This window comes from Phenylobacterium zucineum HLK1 (assembly GCF_000017265.1).
Lineage (GTDB): Bacteria > Pseudomonadota > Alphaproteobacteria > Caulobacterales > Caulobacteraceae > Phenylobacterium > Phenylobacterium zucineum.
Genome location: NC_011144.1, coordinates 3,108,922 through 3,125,443, shown reverse-complemented (window position 1 = coordinate 3,125,443; position 16,522 = coordinate 3,108,922). Strand labels below are relative to the sequence as shown.

At 70.0% G+C, this 16,522-nt stretch carries 14 protein-coding genes, 2 tRNA genes and 1 pseudogene; 8 read left to right on the top strand and 9 right to left on the bottom strand.

The features are described from left to right. Positions 1-28: 28 nt before the first annotated feature. A tRNA-Pro gene (locus PHZ_RS15115) sits at positions 29-105 on the bottom strand. A gap of 141 nt (positions 106-246) precedes the next feature. Between PHZ_RS15115 and PHZ_RS15110 the strand changes: the two genes are divergently transcribed. The 3 genes from PHZ_RS15110 to PHZ_RS15100 all read left to right on the top strand — a co-directional run bounded on the left by PHZ_RS15110 (position 247) and on the right by PHZ_RS15100 (position 2,598). Next, positions 247-320, top strand: a tRNA-Gln gene (locus PHZ_RS15110). Positions 321-477: 157 nt separating this feature from the next. Continuing rightward, positions 478-1,062 (top strand): hypothetical protein, encoded by a 585-nt coding sequence (locus PHZ_RS15105; RefSeq protein ID WP_012523274.1) that lies wholly within the window; start codon positions 478-480, stop codon positions 1,060-1,062. A gap of 3 nt (positions 1,063-1,065) precedes the next feature. Continuing rightward, a complete protein-coding gene (locus PHZ_RS15100; protein ID WP_012523273.1) occupies positions 1,066-2,598 on the top strand; it encodes a PepSY-associated TM helix domain-containing protein in 1,533 nt (510 codons plus the stop codon). 28 nt (positions 2,599-2,626) lie between these two features. Here PHZ_RS15100 and ahpF read toward each other — a convergent pair whose 3' ends face one another. The 4 genes from ahpF to PHZ_RS15080 all read right to left on the bottom strand — a co-directional run bounded on the left by ahpF (position 2,627) and on the right by PHZ_RS15080 (position 7,704). After that, positions 2,627-4,210 carry an alkyl hydroperoxide reductase subunit F gene (gene ahpF / locus PHZ_RS15095; RefSeq protein ID WP_012523272.1) on the bottom strand — a complete coding sequence of 528 codons (1,584 nt, stop codon included), beginning with the start codon at positions 4,208-4,210 and terminating at the stop codon, positions 2,627-2,629. Between the two features lie 94 nt (positions 4,211-4,304). After that, positions 4,305-4,868, bottom strand: coding sequence for an alkyl hydroperoxide reductase subunit C (gene ahpC, locus PHZ_RS15090; protein WP_012523271.1), 564 nt, complete (start codon positions 4,866-4,868; stop codon positions 4,305-4,307). 186 nt (positions 4,869-5,054) lie between these two features. Then, entirely contained in the window at positions 5,055-5,594 is a 540-nt protein-coding gene (locus PHZ_RS15085; RefSeq protein WP_012523270.1) for a GNAT family N-acetyltransferase, read from the bottom strand. Further along, entirely contained in the window at positions 5,566-7,704 is a 2,139-nt protein-coding gene (locus PHZ_RS15080) for a S9 family peptidase (RefSeq protein ID WP_041373592.1), read from the bottom strand. The genes PHZ_RS15085 and PHZ_RS15080 overlap by 29 nt, the downstream gene beginning before the upstream one ends. A 174-nt stretch (positions 7,705-7,878) precedes the next feature. On the opposite strand from PHZ_RS15080, the gene PHZ_RS15075 reads away from it, so the two are divergent. Continuing rightward, complete coding sequence (locus PHZ_RS15075) at positions 7,879-8,718, top strand: S1 family peptidase (RefSeq protein ID WP_012523268.1); 840 nt, start codon at positions 7,879-7,881, stop codon at positions 8,716-8,718. 58 nt (positions 8,719-8,776) lie between these two features. Here the strand turns inward: PHZ_RS15075 and PHZ_RS15070 are convergent, their stop codons facing one another. Then, on the bottom strand, positions 8,777-9,223 hold the full coding sequence (locus tag PHZ_RS15070) for a MaoC family dehydratase (RefSeq protein WP_012523267.1): 447 nt from the start codon (positions 9,221-9,223) through the stop codon (positions 8,777-8,779). A 168-nt stretch (positions 9,224-9,391) separates the two neighbouring features. On the opposite strand from PHZ_RS15070, the gene PHZ_RS15065 reads away from it, so the two are divergent. Continuing rightward, positions 9,392-11,158, top strand: coding sequence for an ATP-binding protein (locus PHZ_RS15065; protein ID WP_012523266.1), 1,767 nt, complete (start codon positions 9,392-9,394; stop codon positions 11,156-11,158). 5 nt (positions 11,159-11,163) lie between these two features. Here PHZ_RS15065 and PHZ_RS15060 read toward each other — a convergent pair whose 3' ends face one another. Next, entirely contained in the window at positions 11,164-12,702 is a 1,539-nt protein-coding gene (locus PHZ_RS15060; protein WP_012523265.1) for an acyl-CoA synthetase, read from the bottom strand. A gap of 132 nt (positions 12,703-12,834) precedes the next feature. Here PHZ_RS15060 and PHZ_RS15055 point away from each other — a divergent pair. From PHZ_RS15055 to mopJ, 3 genes and pseudogenes are all read left to right on the top strand, one after another. Next, a pseudogene (locus PHZ_RS15055) lies at positions 12,835-13,720 on the top strand (crotonase/enoyl-CoA hydratase family protein). A gap of 286 nt (positions 13,721-14,006) precedes the next feature. Next, a complete protein-coding gene (locus tag PHZ_RS15050) occupies positions 14,007-14,426 on the top strand; it encodes a MucR family transcriptional regulator (RefSeq protein WP_041373591.1) in 420 nt (139 codons plus the stop codon). 195 nt (positions 14,427-14,621) lie between these two features. Further along, positions 14,622-15,110 (top strand): motility/cell cycle regulatory protein MopJ, encoded by a 489-nt coding sequence (mopJ, locus tag PHZ_RS15045; RefSeq protein WP_041373590.1) that lies wholly within the window; start codon positions 14,622-14,624, stop codon positions 15,108-15,110. A gap of 6 nt (positions 15,111-15,116) precedes the next feature. On the opposite strand, the gene PHZ_RS15040 is transcribed toward mopJ, so the two are convergent. Both PHZ_RS15040 and PHZ_RS15035 read right to left on the bottom strand, forming a co-directional pair. After that, positions 15,117-15,539: a SufE family protein gene (locus PHZ_RS15040; protein WP_012523261.1), complete on the bottom strand. Its 423-nt coding sequence runs from the start codon at positions 15,537-15,539 to the stop codon at positions 15,117-15,119. A gap of 66 nt (positions 15,540-15,605) precedes the next feature. Next, the gene (locus tag PHZ_RS15035) at positions 15,606-16,379 is read right to left on the bottom strand and encodes a sensor histidine kinase (protein WP_012523260.1); all 774 of its coding nucleotides are present in this window, start codon (positions 16,377-16,379) and stop codon (positions 15,606-15,608) included. Positions 16,380-16,522: the final 143 nt, after the last annotated feature.

Here is a 16,522-nt window from a genome sequence, read left to right as displayed (position 1 = left end):
TTTCCCTGTCTGGTCCAGGGAGAGGAGATGGTCGGAGTGGCAGGATTTGAACCTGCGACCCCCGCGTCCCGAACGCGGTGCTCTACCAGACTGAGCCACACTCCGATCTCGAGGAGGGCGCCTTATAGAGGAGCGTTTTCGTCGCCGCAAGAAGCGGAAAAGCCTCAGTGAGAGGCGTTGCATCCGGAAGTCCGCTGCGCTATCTCACCGCCTCCGCGAGGGCAGGGCCCTCAGCGCCGTTCCTGCTGGGGAATGGTGTAATGGTAACACAGCGGTTTTTGGTACCGTTATTCTAGGTTCGAGTCCTAGTTCCCCAGCCACTTCCTCCCACACCTGCATCCGCCGCGGCGGCGCCGTCCGCCACTGAGATCGCGTTCGTCTCCGCGAGGGCTCGCCGGCGTTTGCATCGCGGACCGGTGTGATGTAGCCAGTTGCTAATAATTCTCACAAGCGTTCGCAGATCGGGTGTGTGGCGGCATGGGCGGATGGGCGATCCCTCTCCTCGGGACAGGTGCGGCGCTGGCGGGCCTCCTGCTGCTTCGCAGGGCCTGGCGGGAGGGGCCGGTCGCCAGCGGCCCCGGCCGTTACGCCGTCGCGGGCGGATGGGCGCTGGTCGGCGCAGGCCTGGCGCTGTTCGCGGCTGCGGGCCGGCCGGTCTGGGGCCTGTCGGTCGCGGCGCTGGTCGTGATGGGCCTCGTCCTGCCGATCGTCCTGGCGCCGGTCTTCGCCCCCGGCTGGGCGCCGCGGCCGCCAAGGATCGAAACGCGCGAGCCGCCCGGCCGCCCGGCCGGCTTCGCCGCGCGCACCGCGGCCCGCGCCGCCGGCTCGCTGCTCGCCGCCCCTGCGCTGGGTCTTGCCGCGGCGCTGGCCTGGCGCGCGGCGGGCCCGGGCGGCCCGGCCGACAAGCTGCTGGGGGCCGCTTTCGCCGCGCCCCTGGCCTTGGCCGCGGCGCTGGTGGCGATCCTCGCCGCCCGCCGCCCCTGGCGGGTCTCCGCCATCGTCGCCGCCGCCGCGCTGGCCTGCGCGGGGGTGGCGTTCGCCGTCCGCCTGACCGGAGCCTGACCCATGTCCGACGCACGCCCCATCTGGCCGAAGATCAGCCCGGCTTTCGTCAAGGATCAGCTCGCCGGCCACAAGGTGCTGGGCCTGTGGCTTGCGGCGCTGATGTACCTGGTCTGCGTCTCGGGGACGGCGGCCGTCTTCTACCAGGAGCTCGAGCGCTGGGAGAGACCCGCGCTGCCCGAGATGACGCAGCCTGAGCCGGAGACCATCGCCAGGGTCGTCGAGGACGGCCGCGCCCGCATGCTGGCGGACACCGGCCGCGACCCGCTGTTCGAGGACCTCTTCGTCATCCTGCCGACGCCGGAGGTCCCGCGCCTGTCCGCCGCCTGGGGCGAGACGACGGTGGCCTACGACGCCGCCGGGCGGGCGGTGGGCGACGCCGGCCATCCCATCACTCACTTCCTCGTCGAGCTGCACTACCAGCTGCACCTTCCCGGCGGGCTGGGCCTGCTGCTGGTGGGGCTGCTGGGCGCGGGGCTGGTGGCCCTGATCGTGGGCGGGCTGCTGGCCCATCCGCGGATCCTGAAGGACGCCTTCCTGGTGCGGGCCCGCGGCGGCCGGCGCCTGGCGCTGACCGACGTCCATAACCGGCTGGGCGTCTGGGCCGCGCCGTTCCACCTGGTCATCGCCCTGACCGGCGCCGCGATCGGCCTGGCCCAGGTGGTGGGCTTCGCGCTGGCCCTGACCTTCGAGGGCGGCGACTTCGAGAAGGTCTTCGAGCCCATCTTCGGCGGCGGCGCAGAGACCCAGGCGATCACCGGCGGGCGCCCGGTCGCCGACGGCGCGGTCGTGCGCGCCCTGGCCGAGATGGAGGCCAAGGCGCCCGAGGCGCGGCCGTACTGGGTCGTGCTGCACAAGGCCGGCCAGCCCGACGAGCATCTGGAGATCACCGCGGCCATGCCGCAGAGCACGGCCTATGGGGAAATCTTCCGCTTCGATCCCGAAGGGCGGCTGCACTCGCGCAAGGGCCTCGATTCGGGATCGGTAGGGGAGCAGGCCTACGCCAGTCTCTACCCGCTGCACTTCGGCTCGTTCGGCGGGCTTCCCGTCAAGCTCGCCTACTTCGTGCTGGGCGTCGGACTGTGCGTCATCTGCGCCACCGGCCTCGACATCTGGCTGGTGAAGTCGGCCGAGAAGGGCAAGCCGCACCCGGCGCTGCACCGCGTCTGGACCGTGTTCGTCTGGGGCATGCCGGCCGCCCTGCCGGCGGCGGCGGCGGCGCACCTGGCGTTCGGGTGGAGCCCGGTGGCCGTGTTCTGGGCCTTGCTCGTGCTTATCGCCGCGGGCGCTGCGGCGGGAGCGAGGCTGTCGGACGCCCCGCAGTCCGCCTGGTCGGCCGGCGCGCGCACCGCGTTCGGCCTGTCGCTGATCCTGCTGCCGCTGGTCCACTTCGCGGTCCTGCGCAGCGCCTCGCCCGCGGCCCTGCCGCTGAACGCGGCGATGGCGGCCGGCGGTCTCGCGGTCCTGGTCCACAGCGCCTGGGCGGCGCTGCGGACCGGGGTGCGTCCGGTGAGGCTGGGCGAGGCCGAGACCTAGCGAAGGGCGTCGGCCTGCAGACGGCGGATCAGGCCGCGGCCTGCGACTGCGCCGGGACCGGCTGGCGGATCAGGTAGTCGAAGGCCGACAGCGCCGCCTTCGAGCCCTCGCCCATGGCGATGACGATCTGCTTGTAGGGCGTGGTGGTCGCATCGCCGGCCGCGAACACGCCCGGGATCGAGGTCTGGCCGCGGTAGTCGGTCTCGATCTCGCCGCGCGGCGAGAGCGCCACCGAGTCCTTCAGCCACTCGGTGTTCGGCACCAGGCCGATCTGGACGAAGATCCCCTCCAGGTCGACGTTGTGCACCTCGTCCGAGTTGCGGTCCTTGTAGACGAGGCCGGTCACCTTCTGGCCGTCGCCCTTGACCTCGGTGGTCAGGGCCGAGGTGACGATGCGCACGTTCGGCAGGCTGGCCAGCTTGCGCTGCAGCACGGCGTCGGCGCGCAGCTGGCTGTCGAACTCGATCAGGGTGACGTGGGCCACGATGCCGGCCAGGTCGATGGCCGCCTCGACGCCGGAGTTGCCGCCGCCGATCACCGCCACGCGCTTGCCCTTGAACAGCGGGCCGTCGCAGTGCGGGCAGTAGGCCACGCCCTTGTTGCGGTAGGCGTCCTCGCCGGGGACGTTCATCTGCCGCCAGCGGGCGCCGGTGGCGAGGATGACGGTCCGCGACTTCAGCGAGGCGCCGTTCTCCAGCTCGACGGTGATCAGGCCGCCCGGCTCGCGGGCCGGGACCAGCTTGGTCGCCTTCTGCAGGTTCATCACGTCGACGTCGTAGTCCTTGACGTGCTGCTCGAGGCCGGCCGCCAGCTTGGGCCCTTCGGTGTGCGGCACCGAGATGAAGTTCTCGATCGCCAGGGTGTCGAGCACCTGACCGCCGAAGCGTTCGGCGGCGAGGCCCGTGCGGATGCCCTTGCGGGCGGCGTAGATGGCCGCGGCCGCGCCGGCCGGGCCGCCGCCCACCACCAGCACGTCGAAGGCGTCCTTGCCCTTGATCTTCTCGGCCGCGCGGGCCTGGGCGCCGGTGTCGATCTTGGCGAGGATCTGGCCGAGCTCCATGCGCCCTTGCGCGAACGGCTCGCCGTTCAGCAGCACGGTGGGAACCGCCATGACCTGGCGCTTCTCGACTTCGTCCTGGAACAGGGCCCCGTCGATGGAGACGTGGCGGATCTTCGGGTTCAGCACGCTCATCAGGTTCAGCGCCTGCACCACGTCGGGGCAGTTCTGGCACGAGAGCGAGAAATAGGTCTCGAACGAGAAGTCGCCGTCGAGCGCCTTCACCTGTTCGATCACCTCGGGCTCCACCTTGGGCGGATGGCCGCCGACCCACAGCAGGGTCAGCACCAGCGAGGTGAACTCGTGGCCGAGCGGGAGGCCCGCGAAGCGCACGGAAACGTCGGTCCCGGCCCGCACGATGGCGAACGAGGGCTTGCGGGCGTCGTCGCCGCCGGTGACCACGCGCACCTTGTCCGAGGCGGCGGCGATCTCTTCCAGGAGCTCGAGCAGCTCCTTGGACTTGGCGCCGTCGTCCAGCGAGGCCACCAGCTCCACCGGCTGGCGGATGTTCTCCAGATAGGCCCGCAGCTGGGCCTTCAGATTGTCGTCCAGCATGGGACTCCGGGGTCTCGGGGGGGGGGAGGAAGGGCGATGGCGCCGGCGCCGCGCGCTAAGGAGGCGCGGCGCCGGCGGGTCGTCGAAGTCGGGCTTAGATCTTGCCGACCAGGTCCAGGGACGGAGCGAGGGTCTTCTCGCCTTCTTCCCACTTGGCCGGGCAGACTTCGCCGGGGTGCTCGCGCACGTACTTGGCGGCCTTCACCTTGCGCAGCAGTTCGGCGGCGTTGCGGCCGATGCCTTCGGCGGTGATCTCCATGAACTGGATGACGCCGTCGGGGTCGACCAGGAAGGTGCCGCGGTCGGCCAGGCCCTGGCCTTCACGCATCACGCCGAAGTTGTTGGTGATGACGCCCGAGGGGTCGCCCACCATCACGTACTTGATCTTGCCGATGGCCGGCGAGGTGTCGGCCCAGGCCTTGTGCGAGAAGTGCGTATCCGTCGACACCGAATAGATCTCGACGCCCAGCTTCTGGAACTCGGCGTAGTTGTCGGCCAGGTCCTCGAGCTCGGTCGGGCAGACGAAGGTGAAGTCGGCAGGATAGAAGAAGACGACCGACCACTTGCCCTTCAGGTCGCTGTCGCTGACGGTCAGGAACTTGCCGTCCTTGTAGGCTTGAGCGGTGAAGGGCTTCACCTCGGTGTTGATCAGAGACATTGGGTTCTCCCGGTTGACGTCGGCTGCTGTCCTAGAGGGTCCGAGGTCATTAGGAAAATTGATTTTCTAAAGCCCCGGTCATCGAAAAGATCTATGGGTGCGGACCTCGCGGAGCCAACCTACGAGCCCGTCCCGTCGTTCCTTTGAGATTCGTCATATGGGGCCCGATATGGGGGCTGGGTCCGCCTAGTCGAGAGCGACGCCGGGGCCCTCCGGAGCGGTGGCGTCACCGCCGTTCAGGGCCTTCTGCATCCACACGATGTCGACCCAGCGGCCGTGCTTGAACCCCAGGCTCCGGCCGACGCCGGAAGGTTCGAAGCCGAGCGCCGTGTGCAGGCCGATGGAGGCCGCGTTGCCGGAATCTCCGATTACCGCCACCACCTGGCGCACGCCCAGGGCGGCGCACTCGTCCAGCACGCGCACCAGCAGGGCGCGGCCGACGCCGCGGCCGATGGCGTCGGGAGCGACGTAGACGCTGTCCTCGACCGTGTAACGGTAGGCCGCCCGTGGGCGGAAGGGCGCGGCATAGGCGAAGCCCAGCACCTTGCGGCCCAGTTCGGCCACGACGTACGGCAGGCCGCGATCGGCGACGGCGGCGCGGCGGCGCTCCATCTCTGCGGGCGTCGGCGGGACCTCCTCGAACGTTCCGAAGCCGGTGAGGACGTGATGGCCGTAGATGGCCGCCAGGGCGTCCGCGTCACCCGCCTGCGCGGGACGGATCAGCATCGGCCTTCCAGCTCCCCTCGATGGCCCAGATCGCGAAAGCGTAGTCCAGGGCGATCTCCTTCAGGAAGTCGAAACGGCCGGAGGCGCCGCCGTGGCCGGCCTCCATGTTGATCCTGAGCAGGATGGGGGCCTCGCCTGTCGTGAAATCGCGCAGCCTGGCGACCCATTTGGCGGGCTCCCAATAGGTCACGCGCGGGTCCGACAGGCCGCCGGTGGCCAGGACCGGCGGATAGGCGCGGGGCCCCACCTGGTCGTAGGGGCTGTAGCCGGCGATCCGGTCGTAGGCCTCCGGATCCTCGATGGGGTTGCCCCACTCGGGCCACTCGGGCGGCGTCAGCGGCAGGGAGGTGTCGCTCATGGTGTTCAGCACGTCCACGAACGGCACGGCGGCGATGATCGCGCCCCACAGGTCGGGCCGCAGGTTGGCCACCGCGCCCATCAGCATGCCCCCGGCCGAGCCGCCGTAGGCCGCGATCCGGCCCTTGGACGCATAGCCCTCGGCGATCAGGTGCTCGGCGCAGGCGATGAAGTCGGTGAAGGTGTTGGTCTTCTTCTCCTTGCGACCGTCGAGGAACCAGCCCCAGCCCTTGTCCGAGCCGCCGCGGATGTGCGCCGTGGCCCAGATCCAGCCGCGGTCCACGAGGGACAGGTTGCGGATCGAGAACGCGGGCTCCATGGCGTGGCCGTAGCTGCCGTAGCCGTAGAGCAGCACCGGCGCCGAGCCGTCCTTTGGCGCATCCTTCAGCATCAGCAGGGTGATTGGCACCTCGGCCCCGTCCGACGCCCGCGCGTGCAGGCGGCGGGCCACGTAGCGGCTCGGGTCGTGGCCGGACGGCACCTCCTGGGTCTTGCGCAGGGTGCGCTCGCGGCTGGCCATGTCGTAGTCGAACCACTGCCGCGGCGTCGTCGGCGACTGGTAGACGAAACGGGTGAGCGTGGTGTCGTACTCGAAGCCCGTCTCGAGGTTCAGGGCGTAGGCCTCCTCGTCGAAGGCCACCACGTGCTCGCCGCCCGTCTCGCCGATCGGGGCGCGGTCCATGACCACGAGGCGATCGAGGGCGTTCACCCGCTCGGCGCGGACCAGATGCCCGGCGTACGCCGCGAAGCCGGTGATGTAGCGGCCGGGCTGGTGCGGGACGAACTCGCGCCACGTCGCCTTGGCCGGGACCGCGGCGTCCGAGACGCACAGCTTGAAGTCCACCGCCCCGTCGGCGTTCGTGCGGATCACCCAGCGGTCGCCCCAGTGGTCGAGACCGTACTTGACGCCCACCTGCCGCGGCTCGGCCACGACGGGCCTCGCCGTGGGATCGGCGGCCGGGATCAGCCACAGCTCGGTGGTCTCCTGGTTACCGACGTGGATCAGGACGTGGCTGTCGTCGGACGCGGTCCCGACGCCCAGGAACATGCCGTCGTCGTGCTCCTCGTAGACCAGCACGTCCTCGCCGCTCCAGTCCGCGCCGGGACGGGCGGGCCGACGGAAGACCTTGGCCGGCCGGGCGTTCTCGTCGCGCCAGATCCAGAACAGCCACCCGGAGCACGGGGAGAAGGCGAAGTCGCCGTAGGCGCTCTCGATGGGCGGGCCGACCTCCTCACCCGACGCAAGGTCCTTCACCCGGACCCTGTAGTACTCGCTGCCCTGCTCGTCGGCGGCCCAGGCGAAGAGGGCGTGGTCGGGCGTGTGGCCGGCGTGGCCGACGTGGAAGTAGGCTTTGTCCTTCGCCAGAGCCGTCTCGTCGATCAGCACCTGTTCCTCGCCGCCGCCCCGCGGCCGGCGCGCATGGATGGGGTGCTCCGCCCCCGTCTCGTAGCGGATGTAGTATTCGAACGGCCCGTCGGGCGCGGGGACCGAGCTGTCGTCCTCCTTGATGCGCGCCTTCATCTCGGCGAACAGCGTCGCCTGCAGGTCCTCGGTCCCGGCCAGCACGGTCTTCGTGTAGGCGTTCTCGGCCGTCAGGTGCTCGCGGATGTCGGCCCGCAGCGCGGCGGGGTCGCGCAGCACCTGCTGCCAGTTCTCGTCCTTCATCCAGGCGTAGTCGTCGGTCCGCGTGCGGCCGAGCTGTTCGATCGTGACGGGGCGCTTCGGCGCGACGGGCGGCTTGGGAAGGGTCATGCCGGGGTAAATGCGTCGGACCCGCGGCGGGCTCAAGGCCAAGTCGCGTCGTTCTGGCGCGGGCCATCACGCGGTTGTTCGCTTGTTGTGAACCGCTGACTCTGATTCACTTCGAATACATCGAGACCGCGCGAAGACGCGGCGGGGCTTAAGTATTTCAACGTCGGGGCCGCCATGGTCATGGATCTCGCGGTGGAGCTGATCCACGCGACCGTTCAGCTGGAACAGCCGTTGGGGGACGGCACGCGCACCGTCGGCACCGGGTTCCTCATCTCGGCGCCGACCGCCGACGGCAAGCCGCGCACGGTGCTGATCACCGCCAACCACGTGCTGGAGAAGATGCCGGCCGCCAATGCGCGCATCGGGTACCGGATCGCCAACGCCGACGGCAGCTGGCGCTATTCGCCCCAGCCGCTGAAGATCCGCGACGGCAAGGGCGCGGGCCTGTGGACGCACCATCCGACCCGCGACGTCGCCGCGCTCGAGATCGAGGCGCCGCCCGAGTTCGCCAGGGCGGCGATCCCGGTGAACTACCTGGCCGCCGACGAGACCTTTGCGGACTACCGCGTGACGGCGGGCGACGAGATGATGGCGCTGGGCTTCCCGCGCGGACTCTCGGCCAACCAGGCGGGCTTCCCGATCCTGCGCTCGGGCAAGGTGGCCTCGTATCCGATCGCGCCGGCCGACATCTTCCCGACCTTCCTGCTCGACTTCGCCGTCTTCCCCGGCAACTCGGGCGGGCCGGTGTTCGTGAGCCGCGCGGTGCAGACCGGCGGCCTGACCCAGGTGGCCGACGCGGCCCAGGCGCCGTCCGGCTTCATCGCCGGCCTCCTGACCCAGCAGGTCGAGCTGAACAGCGAGCGGCTGGAGATCGGCATCGTCACCCACGCCAAGTACGTCCGCGAGACCATCGGCCTGCTGCAGAACCCGCTGGCGCCCTCCACCGTCGTGGTCGCCGCCGCGCCGGTGGCCGGCGCCCAGGCCGCCTCGGCCGAGGAACAGGCCAGGCGCTAGACACGAAAAAGGGCGCGGCCGCGCCGCGCCCTTCGCCGTTCTTCTCGGATCTCGGCCGTCAGCCGTAGACCACGCTGATCGTCTCGGCCACGCAGGCTGGGCGCTCCTGGCCCTCGATCTCGATGGTGCACTCGTTCTTCAGCTGCATGCCGCCGGACTTGGGCTCGGCGCCGATCAGCTTCTGGCGCAGGCGCACGCGCGAGCCGACGCGGACCATGTTGGTGAAGCGCACCTTGTCCGAGCCGTAGTTGATGCCGCGGGTCACGCCCTTGATCGGCAGCAGGCCCTGGCTGAGGAAGGGGATCAGCGACAGCGTCAGGTAGCCGTGGGCGATCGGGCCCCCGATCTCCTTCGTGGCGCGCTCGACGTCCACGTGGATCCACTGGTGGTCGCCGGTGGCCTCGGCGAACTGGTTGACGCGCTCCTGGCTGATCTCGAGCCAATCCGACACGCCCACTTCCTGGCCGACCAGTCCGGGCAGGTCCTTGATCTCCACGGGGTTCATTCTTCGCTCCCTCAACTGTTCCGGCCCAGCGTCTAGCATCTGGCGGCGGCCCCGCAAGGCGCCGCGGGGTCAAGCGGACGCGGTCGCAAATCCTTAAGGGCACCTGTGGAAAAGTCGTCGGTCAGGGGCGGCGTTCCGGCGACGGGCGCCGAGCAACGCGAGTCGAAGATGTTGTCGCGTAACGGCCAGAAGGGCCGTATTCCTTCCGCCTACCTCGCGCAGGCCTATGCGCCGGTCGTGAGCGGCGCGATGCTGACGGGCGGCGTCTATTACGCGCTCATCGCGGTCGCCCACGTCTTCATCGAACAGGGCCTGAGCCTCGCCATCCTGCCGGCGCTGGCGGGCGTCACCTCGGCGGCGCTGCTGCTGGGCTGCCTCTACCTGCGTCGCACGCCGCCGAGGATGGTCCGGCTCGAACTCATCACCCTCGGCGCCTTCGGCCTCGTCAACGCCAATGTGGTGATCCACCAGTTCCTGACCTTCGACGAAGGTCGGCTCGTCTACTTCACCTTCGTGGCCCTGATCTCCGCGACCGCCGCGCCGACGCGCCGGACGGCCCTGTTCGCCGTCGGCGGCGCCCTGGCGGGGATGACCGTCACCGGCTGGCGGCTCGGGCCAGCGTTCATCGACCTCTACGCCTTCATGGGCCTGGCGGCGGGTTTCTCGGCGCTCGGCATCTCCTCGCTCATGCGCGGGGTCGTCTCGCGGGCGATCGAGGCGCGCCTGGCCTCCGAGCGCCTGTCGGTGGAGGCGGTGGCCGCCAGCCGGGCGAAGTCGGCCTTCCTGGCCACCATGAGCCACGAGATCCGCACGCCGCTGAACGGCGTGCTCGGCATGGTGCAGGTGATGGAGCGCGGCCGCCTCGGCGTTCGCCAGCGCCAGCACCTGGCGGTGATCCGCGAGTCGGCCGGGGCGCTCATGAAGGTGCTCAACGACGTCCTCGACATCTCGAAGATCGAGGTCGGCAAGCTGGAGCTGCACGCCCAGCCGTTCGAGCTCGGCGCCTTCGCCGAGGGCATCGGCCGGCTCTACGCGGTGCTGGCCGAGGAGCGGGGCCTGTCGTTCCGCCTGAGCGTCGAGGACGCCGGCCATGGCCGGCTGATCGGCGACGAGGCGCGGCTGCGCCAGATCGTCTCCAACCTGCTCTCCAACGCCGTCAAGTTCACGCCGGAAGGCGAGGTCGTGGTCAGCTTCGCCGCCGACGATCGCAGCCTGACCTGCGCCGTGCGCGACACCGGCATCGGCATCCCGGCGGCGCAGCAGGCGGTGATCTTCGACAAGTTCACCCAGGTGGACGACGGCGCGGCCCGCAGCTTCGAAGGCACCGGGCTTGGCCTGGCGATCTGCCGCGACCTGGTGGAGCTGATGGGCGGGGAGATCCTCGTCGCTTCCACGCCGGGCGAGGGCTCCACGTTCACCTTCCGCGTTCCGCTGGCGCGCACGGCGGAGGCCGGCGAGGCCGCGGCGCCCGCCGCGCCGGAGCCGTCGGCCCTGGCCGAGCGCGCGCCGCGCATCCTGGTGGTGGATGACAAGCCCGCCAACCAGCTGGTCCTGAAGATTCTGCTGGAGCAGCTCGGCTGCGAGTGCGGGTTCGCCGGCGACGGCGCGGAGGGCGTCGCCGCCTGGGCGGGCGAGGGCTGGGACGCGGTGCTGATGGACATCCACATGCCCGGGATGGACGGGCTGGACGCCGCCCGCGAGATCCGCGCCCGCGAGCTGGCCGAGGGGCGCCCGCGTACGCCGCTCGTCGCCGTCACGGCCAGCGTCATGGCGCATGAGGCGGAAGGCTACCGGGTCGCCGGCTTCGACGACGTGGTCCCCAAGCCCATCGAGCTGCCGCTGCTGGTCGAGCGGCTGGACGCCCTGCTGTCGGCCGCGCCGGCGGCGGCCGCCCCGGCGGTCGTGGCTCCGGCGGACGAGCGCCGCCGGGCATAGGCGCCTCAGACGATGCGCGAGCCTTCCTTGCCCCAGTAGGCGTCGCGGATCAGGCGCTTGTAGAGCTTGCCGGTGGGGTGCCGGGGCAGCTCCTGCATGAAGTCGATGACCCGCGGCGACTTCACGTGGCTGAGGTTCTGGCGCGTGTAGGCCAGCAGTTCGGCCCGCAGGGCTTCGTGATCGGCGGTCCAGTCCATCGGCTGGATGACGGCCACGACCCGCTCGCCCATCTCCTCGTCGGGCGCGCCGACGACGGCGGCGTCCGCGACCTTGGGATGGGTGACCAGCAGGTTCTCGATCTCCTGCGGATAGATGTTCACGCCGCCCGAGATGATCATGAAGCTCTTGCGGTCGGTGAGGTAGAGGTAGCCCTCTTCGTCCATCCAGCCCACGTCGCCCAGCGTCGTCCAGCCGTGCTTGTTGGTGCCCTCGGCGACCTTCTCGGGGGCGTTGTGGTAGCTGAGCGGCGGGCCGTTGGCGAAGTGGACCACGCCCTCGCTACGCGGCGGCAACTCGTCGCCGTCCTCGCCGCAGATCTTCAGCTCGCCCAGCACCGCCTTGCCGACCGAGCCCTTGTGGGTCAGCCAGTCGTGCGAGTTGATGAAGCAGAAGCCGTTGCCCTCGGTGCCGGCGTAGTACTCGTAGATCACCGGGCCCCACCAGGCGATCATCTGTTCCTTCACGGGGATGGGGCAGGGGGCGGCGGCGTGCACCGCCGACTTCATCGAGCTGACGTCGTACTTCGCCCGCACCTCCTCCGGCAGCTTCAGCATGCGCACGAAGTGGGTCGGCACGAACTGGCCGCAGTCGGCCTTGTGCTTCTCGATCAGCGCCAGGGCGTGCTCGGGATCGAATTTCTCCATCACGATCACCGTCCCGCCCAGCTTGTGGACGGTCATGCACCAGCGCAGCGGGGCGGCGTGGTACAGCGGCGCCGGCGAGATGTAGGTGCAGCCCTCTTGGAAGCCGAACAGGCCTTGCGCCATCATCTGCAGGGCGTTCGGCGCGTCGATCGGCAGGCCGGTCAGCGGCGGCTTGATCCCCTTGGGTCGGCCGGTGGTGCCCGACGAATAGAGCATGTCCGAGCCGGCGGTTTCGTCAGCGATCGGGCTCGTCGGGAACTCCGCCCGCGCGGCCTCGAAGCTCTCGTAGGGCGGGCGGGCCTCGCCGGTCATGAACAGCTTCACGCCCTTCAGCACGGCGGGCAGTTCGTCCACGACCGGCCCCACGCCCGGCGAGGCGATCAGCACCTTGGCGCTGCAGTCGCCCACGATGTACTCGACCTCGGCCGCGGTCAGCTTGGACGAGATGCAGGTGTAGTAGAGGCCCGAGCGCTGGGCGGCCCAGGCGATCTCGAAGTAGCGCGGATTGTTGTCCATGAAGATCGCGATCACGTCGCCGGTCTTCAGGCCCAGGCTGCGGAACAGGTGCGCCCCCTGGTTCGAGCGCTCGTCCAGCTCGCGGTAGGTCACCGTCTCGCCCGAGGAGCCCATGACGTAGGCGGCCCGGTCGGGCTGGGTCTTGGCGTGGATCGCCGGATGCATGCTTTCACTCCCGCGGGCGGGTTGGTCCCGCCGACATGTGCTTCTCTTTCCGGGAAATGCGGGCCTTGACCTACGGTCCGTCAAGCGGGCCGGTATGGCCGCCGCAGAAGACGGCAGAGAGGAAAGACGCCCATGGCCCAGCCCAAGTTCGAGACCCTGGACTACGCGGTGGAGGACGGCGTGGCCGTCGTCACCCTGAACCGGCCCGACAAGCTGAACGCCTTCAACACCCAGATGATGAAGGAGCTGATCGCCGTCTTCGACGAGACCGACGGGGACGACGCGGTGCGGGCCGTGATCGTCACCGGGGCCGGCCGGGCGTTCTGCGCCGGGGCCGACCTGTCGGCCGGCGCCCAGACCTTCGACTACGACGCCCGCGGGGGCGAGGACCGCGCCGCCCGGGCGCCCGAGGGCGTCCAGCGGGACGGGGGGGGGCCTGGTGACCCTGCGCATCTACGACAGCCTCAAGCCGGTGATCTCGGCCTGCAACGGCGCGGCCGTCGGGGTGGGCGTCACCATGCAGCTGGCCATGGACATCCGCCTGGCCTCGACCGATGCGCGGTACGGCTTCGTCTTCGCCCGGCGCGGGATCAACCCCGAGGCGGCCTCGTCCTGGTTCCTGCCCCGGCTCGTGGGCGTCCAGACGGCGCTGGAGTGGTGCTACACGGGCCGCATCTTCCCGGCGCAGGAGGCGCTGGACCGGGGTTTGGTGCGCTCGGTGCACGCCCCCGATGAGCTGCTGCCGGCCGCCAAGGCCCTGGCCCGCGAGATCGCCGACAACACCGCGCCGGTCTCCGTGGCCGTGACCCGCCAGCTCATCTGGCGCATGGCGGGGGCGAGCCATCCCATGGAGGCGCACAAGGCCGACAGCCGGGCCATCCAGGCCCGGGGCAAGTCGGGCGATGCGCGCGAGGGGGTCACCTCGTTCCTCGAGAAGCGCCAGCCCAATTATCCCGACCGGGTGTCCGTCGACATGCCCGACATCTGGCCGCACTGGCAGGCGCCGAAGTTCTCCTGAGCATTCCGCGCGTTCGCGTAACGCGTTACTCCGCGGCGCCGCCGGCCTCTAGTCTGCGGCGCCGCAACATGCCGGGCGGCCCGGACCCAAGGTACAAAGGTCAGGCTTACTGGCGCGGAGGCGTCGGACCATTGTTTTCCGTTCTGGAAACTGAACTTCCGCATAATGATGCGGAGGATTACCTATTTCTGTGTTGTGCAGCGTCAGCGTTCCAGATAATGAGCGCCTGCTCTTATTGCGATTCAATTCCGCAGCCTCTTTGGCGCGGACCGCGCGGAACGGAAGAATGGACGAGAAGACGGAAGTCATCGAGATGACGGCGGACATTGTCTCCGCCTATGTGGGCAACAATACGGTGGCCGCGGCCGACCTGCCGGGGCTGATCCAGAGCGTCCACCGCGCCCTGGCCGGCGTCTCTTCCGGCGCCGAGGCCGTCGAGGCCCAGCCGAAGGAGCCGGCCGTGCCGATCCGCCGGTCGATCACGCCGGACTACCTCGTCTGCCTGGAAGACGGCCGCAAGTTCAAGTCGCTGAAGCGGCACCTGCGCACCAAGTACAACATGAGCCCCGAGGAGTACCGGGCGAAGTGGGGGCTGCCGAAGGACTATCCGATGGTGGCGCCGAACTACGCCAAGGCGCGCTCGGATCTGGCCAAGCAGATGGGCCTGGGCCAGGGCGGCCGTCAGGCGCCCCGCAAGAAGCGCTGAGATCCCGGCGCCGGCCAGGTCCGGCGCCCGAATGACAGTGTTCGGACGCCCGCCGGTGACGGCGGGCGTTTGCGTTTGCAGTCTAGCCGCATCGCTTTTCTTGCGCCTGCGCCATCTTTTGGCCTTGCCGCCGATTCGCGCATCAGGCGATAAGTGATTCGCTGTGATTCCAAGTCCTTGTTCAGGAATCTGTTGATGGCGGCGCAGATCGGAGCCCCTGCTGCGGCGATCCGCGCGCATGAGGAGCTCTTCGCTTACTGGGTTTCGCTGCGCCGTGGCGCGGGGCTGCCGGCGCGCGCCGACATCCATCCCGCCGGCTTCAAGCGCCTCCTGCCCACCATCAGCCTGACCGAGGTCATCCCGGGCGAGCCCGTGGACTACCGGATCCGCCTGGCCGGCACGGGCCTCTACTCGGTCTATGGCCGCGAGATCACTGGCCGGCGGCTGGCCGAGGTCTACAACAGCGCCGCGGCCGACTACTGGCGCAGCGAGCTGGGCCGGCTGGTGGCCGACGGCAAGCCGGCCGTGGGAATCCACAACCTCGCCTGGCGCGGCGCCTCGCACCTGTCGGTCGTCTGGCTGCGCCTGCCGCTGGCGTCCAACGGGCGCGACGTGGACATGATCCTGGGCTACGACGCCGTGGTCGGCCTGGGACAGATCCAGAGCGGCATTCGCGCGGCCTGAGGCCGGTCAGGCCGCCGCCAGCTCGGCGTCCCGGCGGATCCGCGTCACCATCGAGGCCAGGCCGTTCGACCGCTGCGAGGAGAGCGCGCCCGACAGGCCCAGCTCGTCGAAAGCCGCCTTGGCGTCGAACGCCAGGATCTGCTCGGGCGGGCGGCCGGAATAGAGCCGCAGCAGGACCGCGATCAGCCCGCGCACGATGTGGGCGTCGGAATCGCCGCGGAACCTCAGGGCCCCGTCCGCCTGCGGCTCGGTCACCAGCCACACCTGGCTCGCGCAGCCGCGCACCTTGTTCGCCTCGGACCGCTCGGCGTCGCTCAAGGGGGCGAGTTCGCGGCCGAGCTCGATCACATAGCGGTAGCGCTCCTCCCAGTCGCCCAGGAGTTCGAACTCGTCCTTGAGCTCGGTCAGCGCGTCGTCGATGGCGGACATGGCGGCCACTTAAGGGGCGGGGCCCCCCGCTGCAACCTCGCGCCGCAACCTTGCTCGCGACGTCTCTCAGGCGGCCGGCAGGCGCAGGCCGGCCGTCAGCCCCTTGCCGGGCTTGGAGGCCAGCGTGAGCCGCCCGCCCATGGCCTTGCAGGTCAGGTCGGCGATCGGCAGCCCCAGCCCCGCGCCCTCGGTATGGCGGGTCAGGGCGTTCTCCCCCTGCTCGAAGGGGGTCATCAGCCGCGGCAGCTCGGCCGGGTCGATCCCCTCGCCCTCGTCGCGGATCACGATCTCGACGCCCCCCGCCAGCGCCTGGGCCCCCACCCAGACCGTCCCGCCCTCGGGCGAGAAGGCCACGGCGTTGTGCAGTAGGTGATGGAGCACGGTCCGCAGGCCCCGCGGGTCGGCGGTGACGACGGGGAGATCGCCCCTTCCGGTCACCTCGACGGCCACGTGACGGGCCTCGATCTCGTCGGCGAGGCCGGCCAGGACGTCGTCGAGCGCCGCCTCCAGCGGCTCGGGACGAGGATCGAAATCGACGCTCTGGTTCTCGAGCCGTGCGATTTCCAACACCTGATTCACAAGTTTCAGGAGTTTCTGCCCGCTCTCGCGGATGATCCCGGCATATTCCTTGTACTGCGGAGCCCCCAAGGGGCCGTAGAGTTCTGAAGTGAGAATCTCAGAGAAGCCGAGGATCGAATTGAGCGGCGTGCGCAGTTCGTGGCTGACCATCCGCAGGAACGAGCGCTTCTGGGCGTCGGTCGCGGCTGCGCGGCGGTCGGGCGCCGTCTGGGCGGCCTTCGAGTCTGCGGACGTGTGTCGGAGAGGGGCCGCTGGGGGCATGGAAAGGCCTTCGGCCTGCGCGTCTGATAGGGCGAGCGTCCGCGATCGCGCTTACGATTTCCTTATCCGGGGGCGTATTCGCCCGCTGCGCGAGCGGCCTACCCGCACAACCTGCGTGCGGCTAGGCTTCGGCCGCGCCCGCT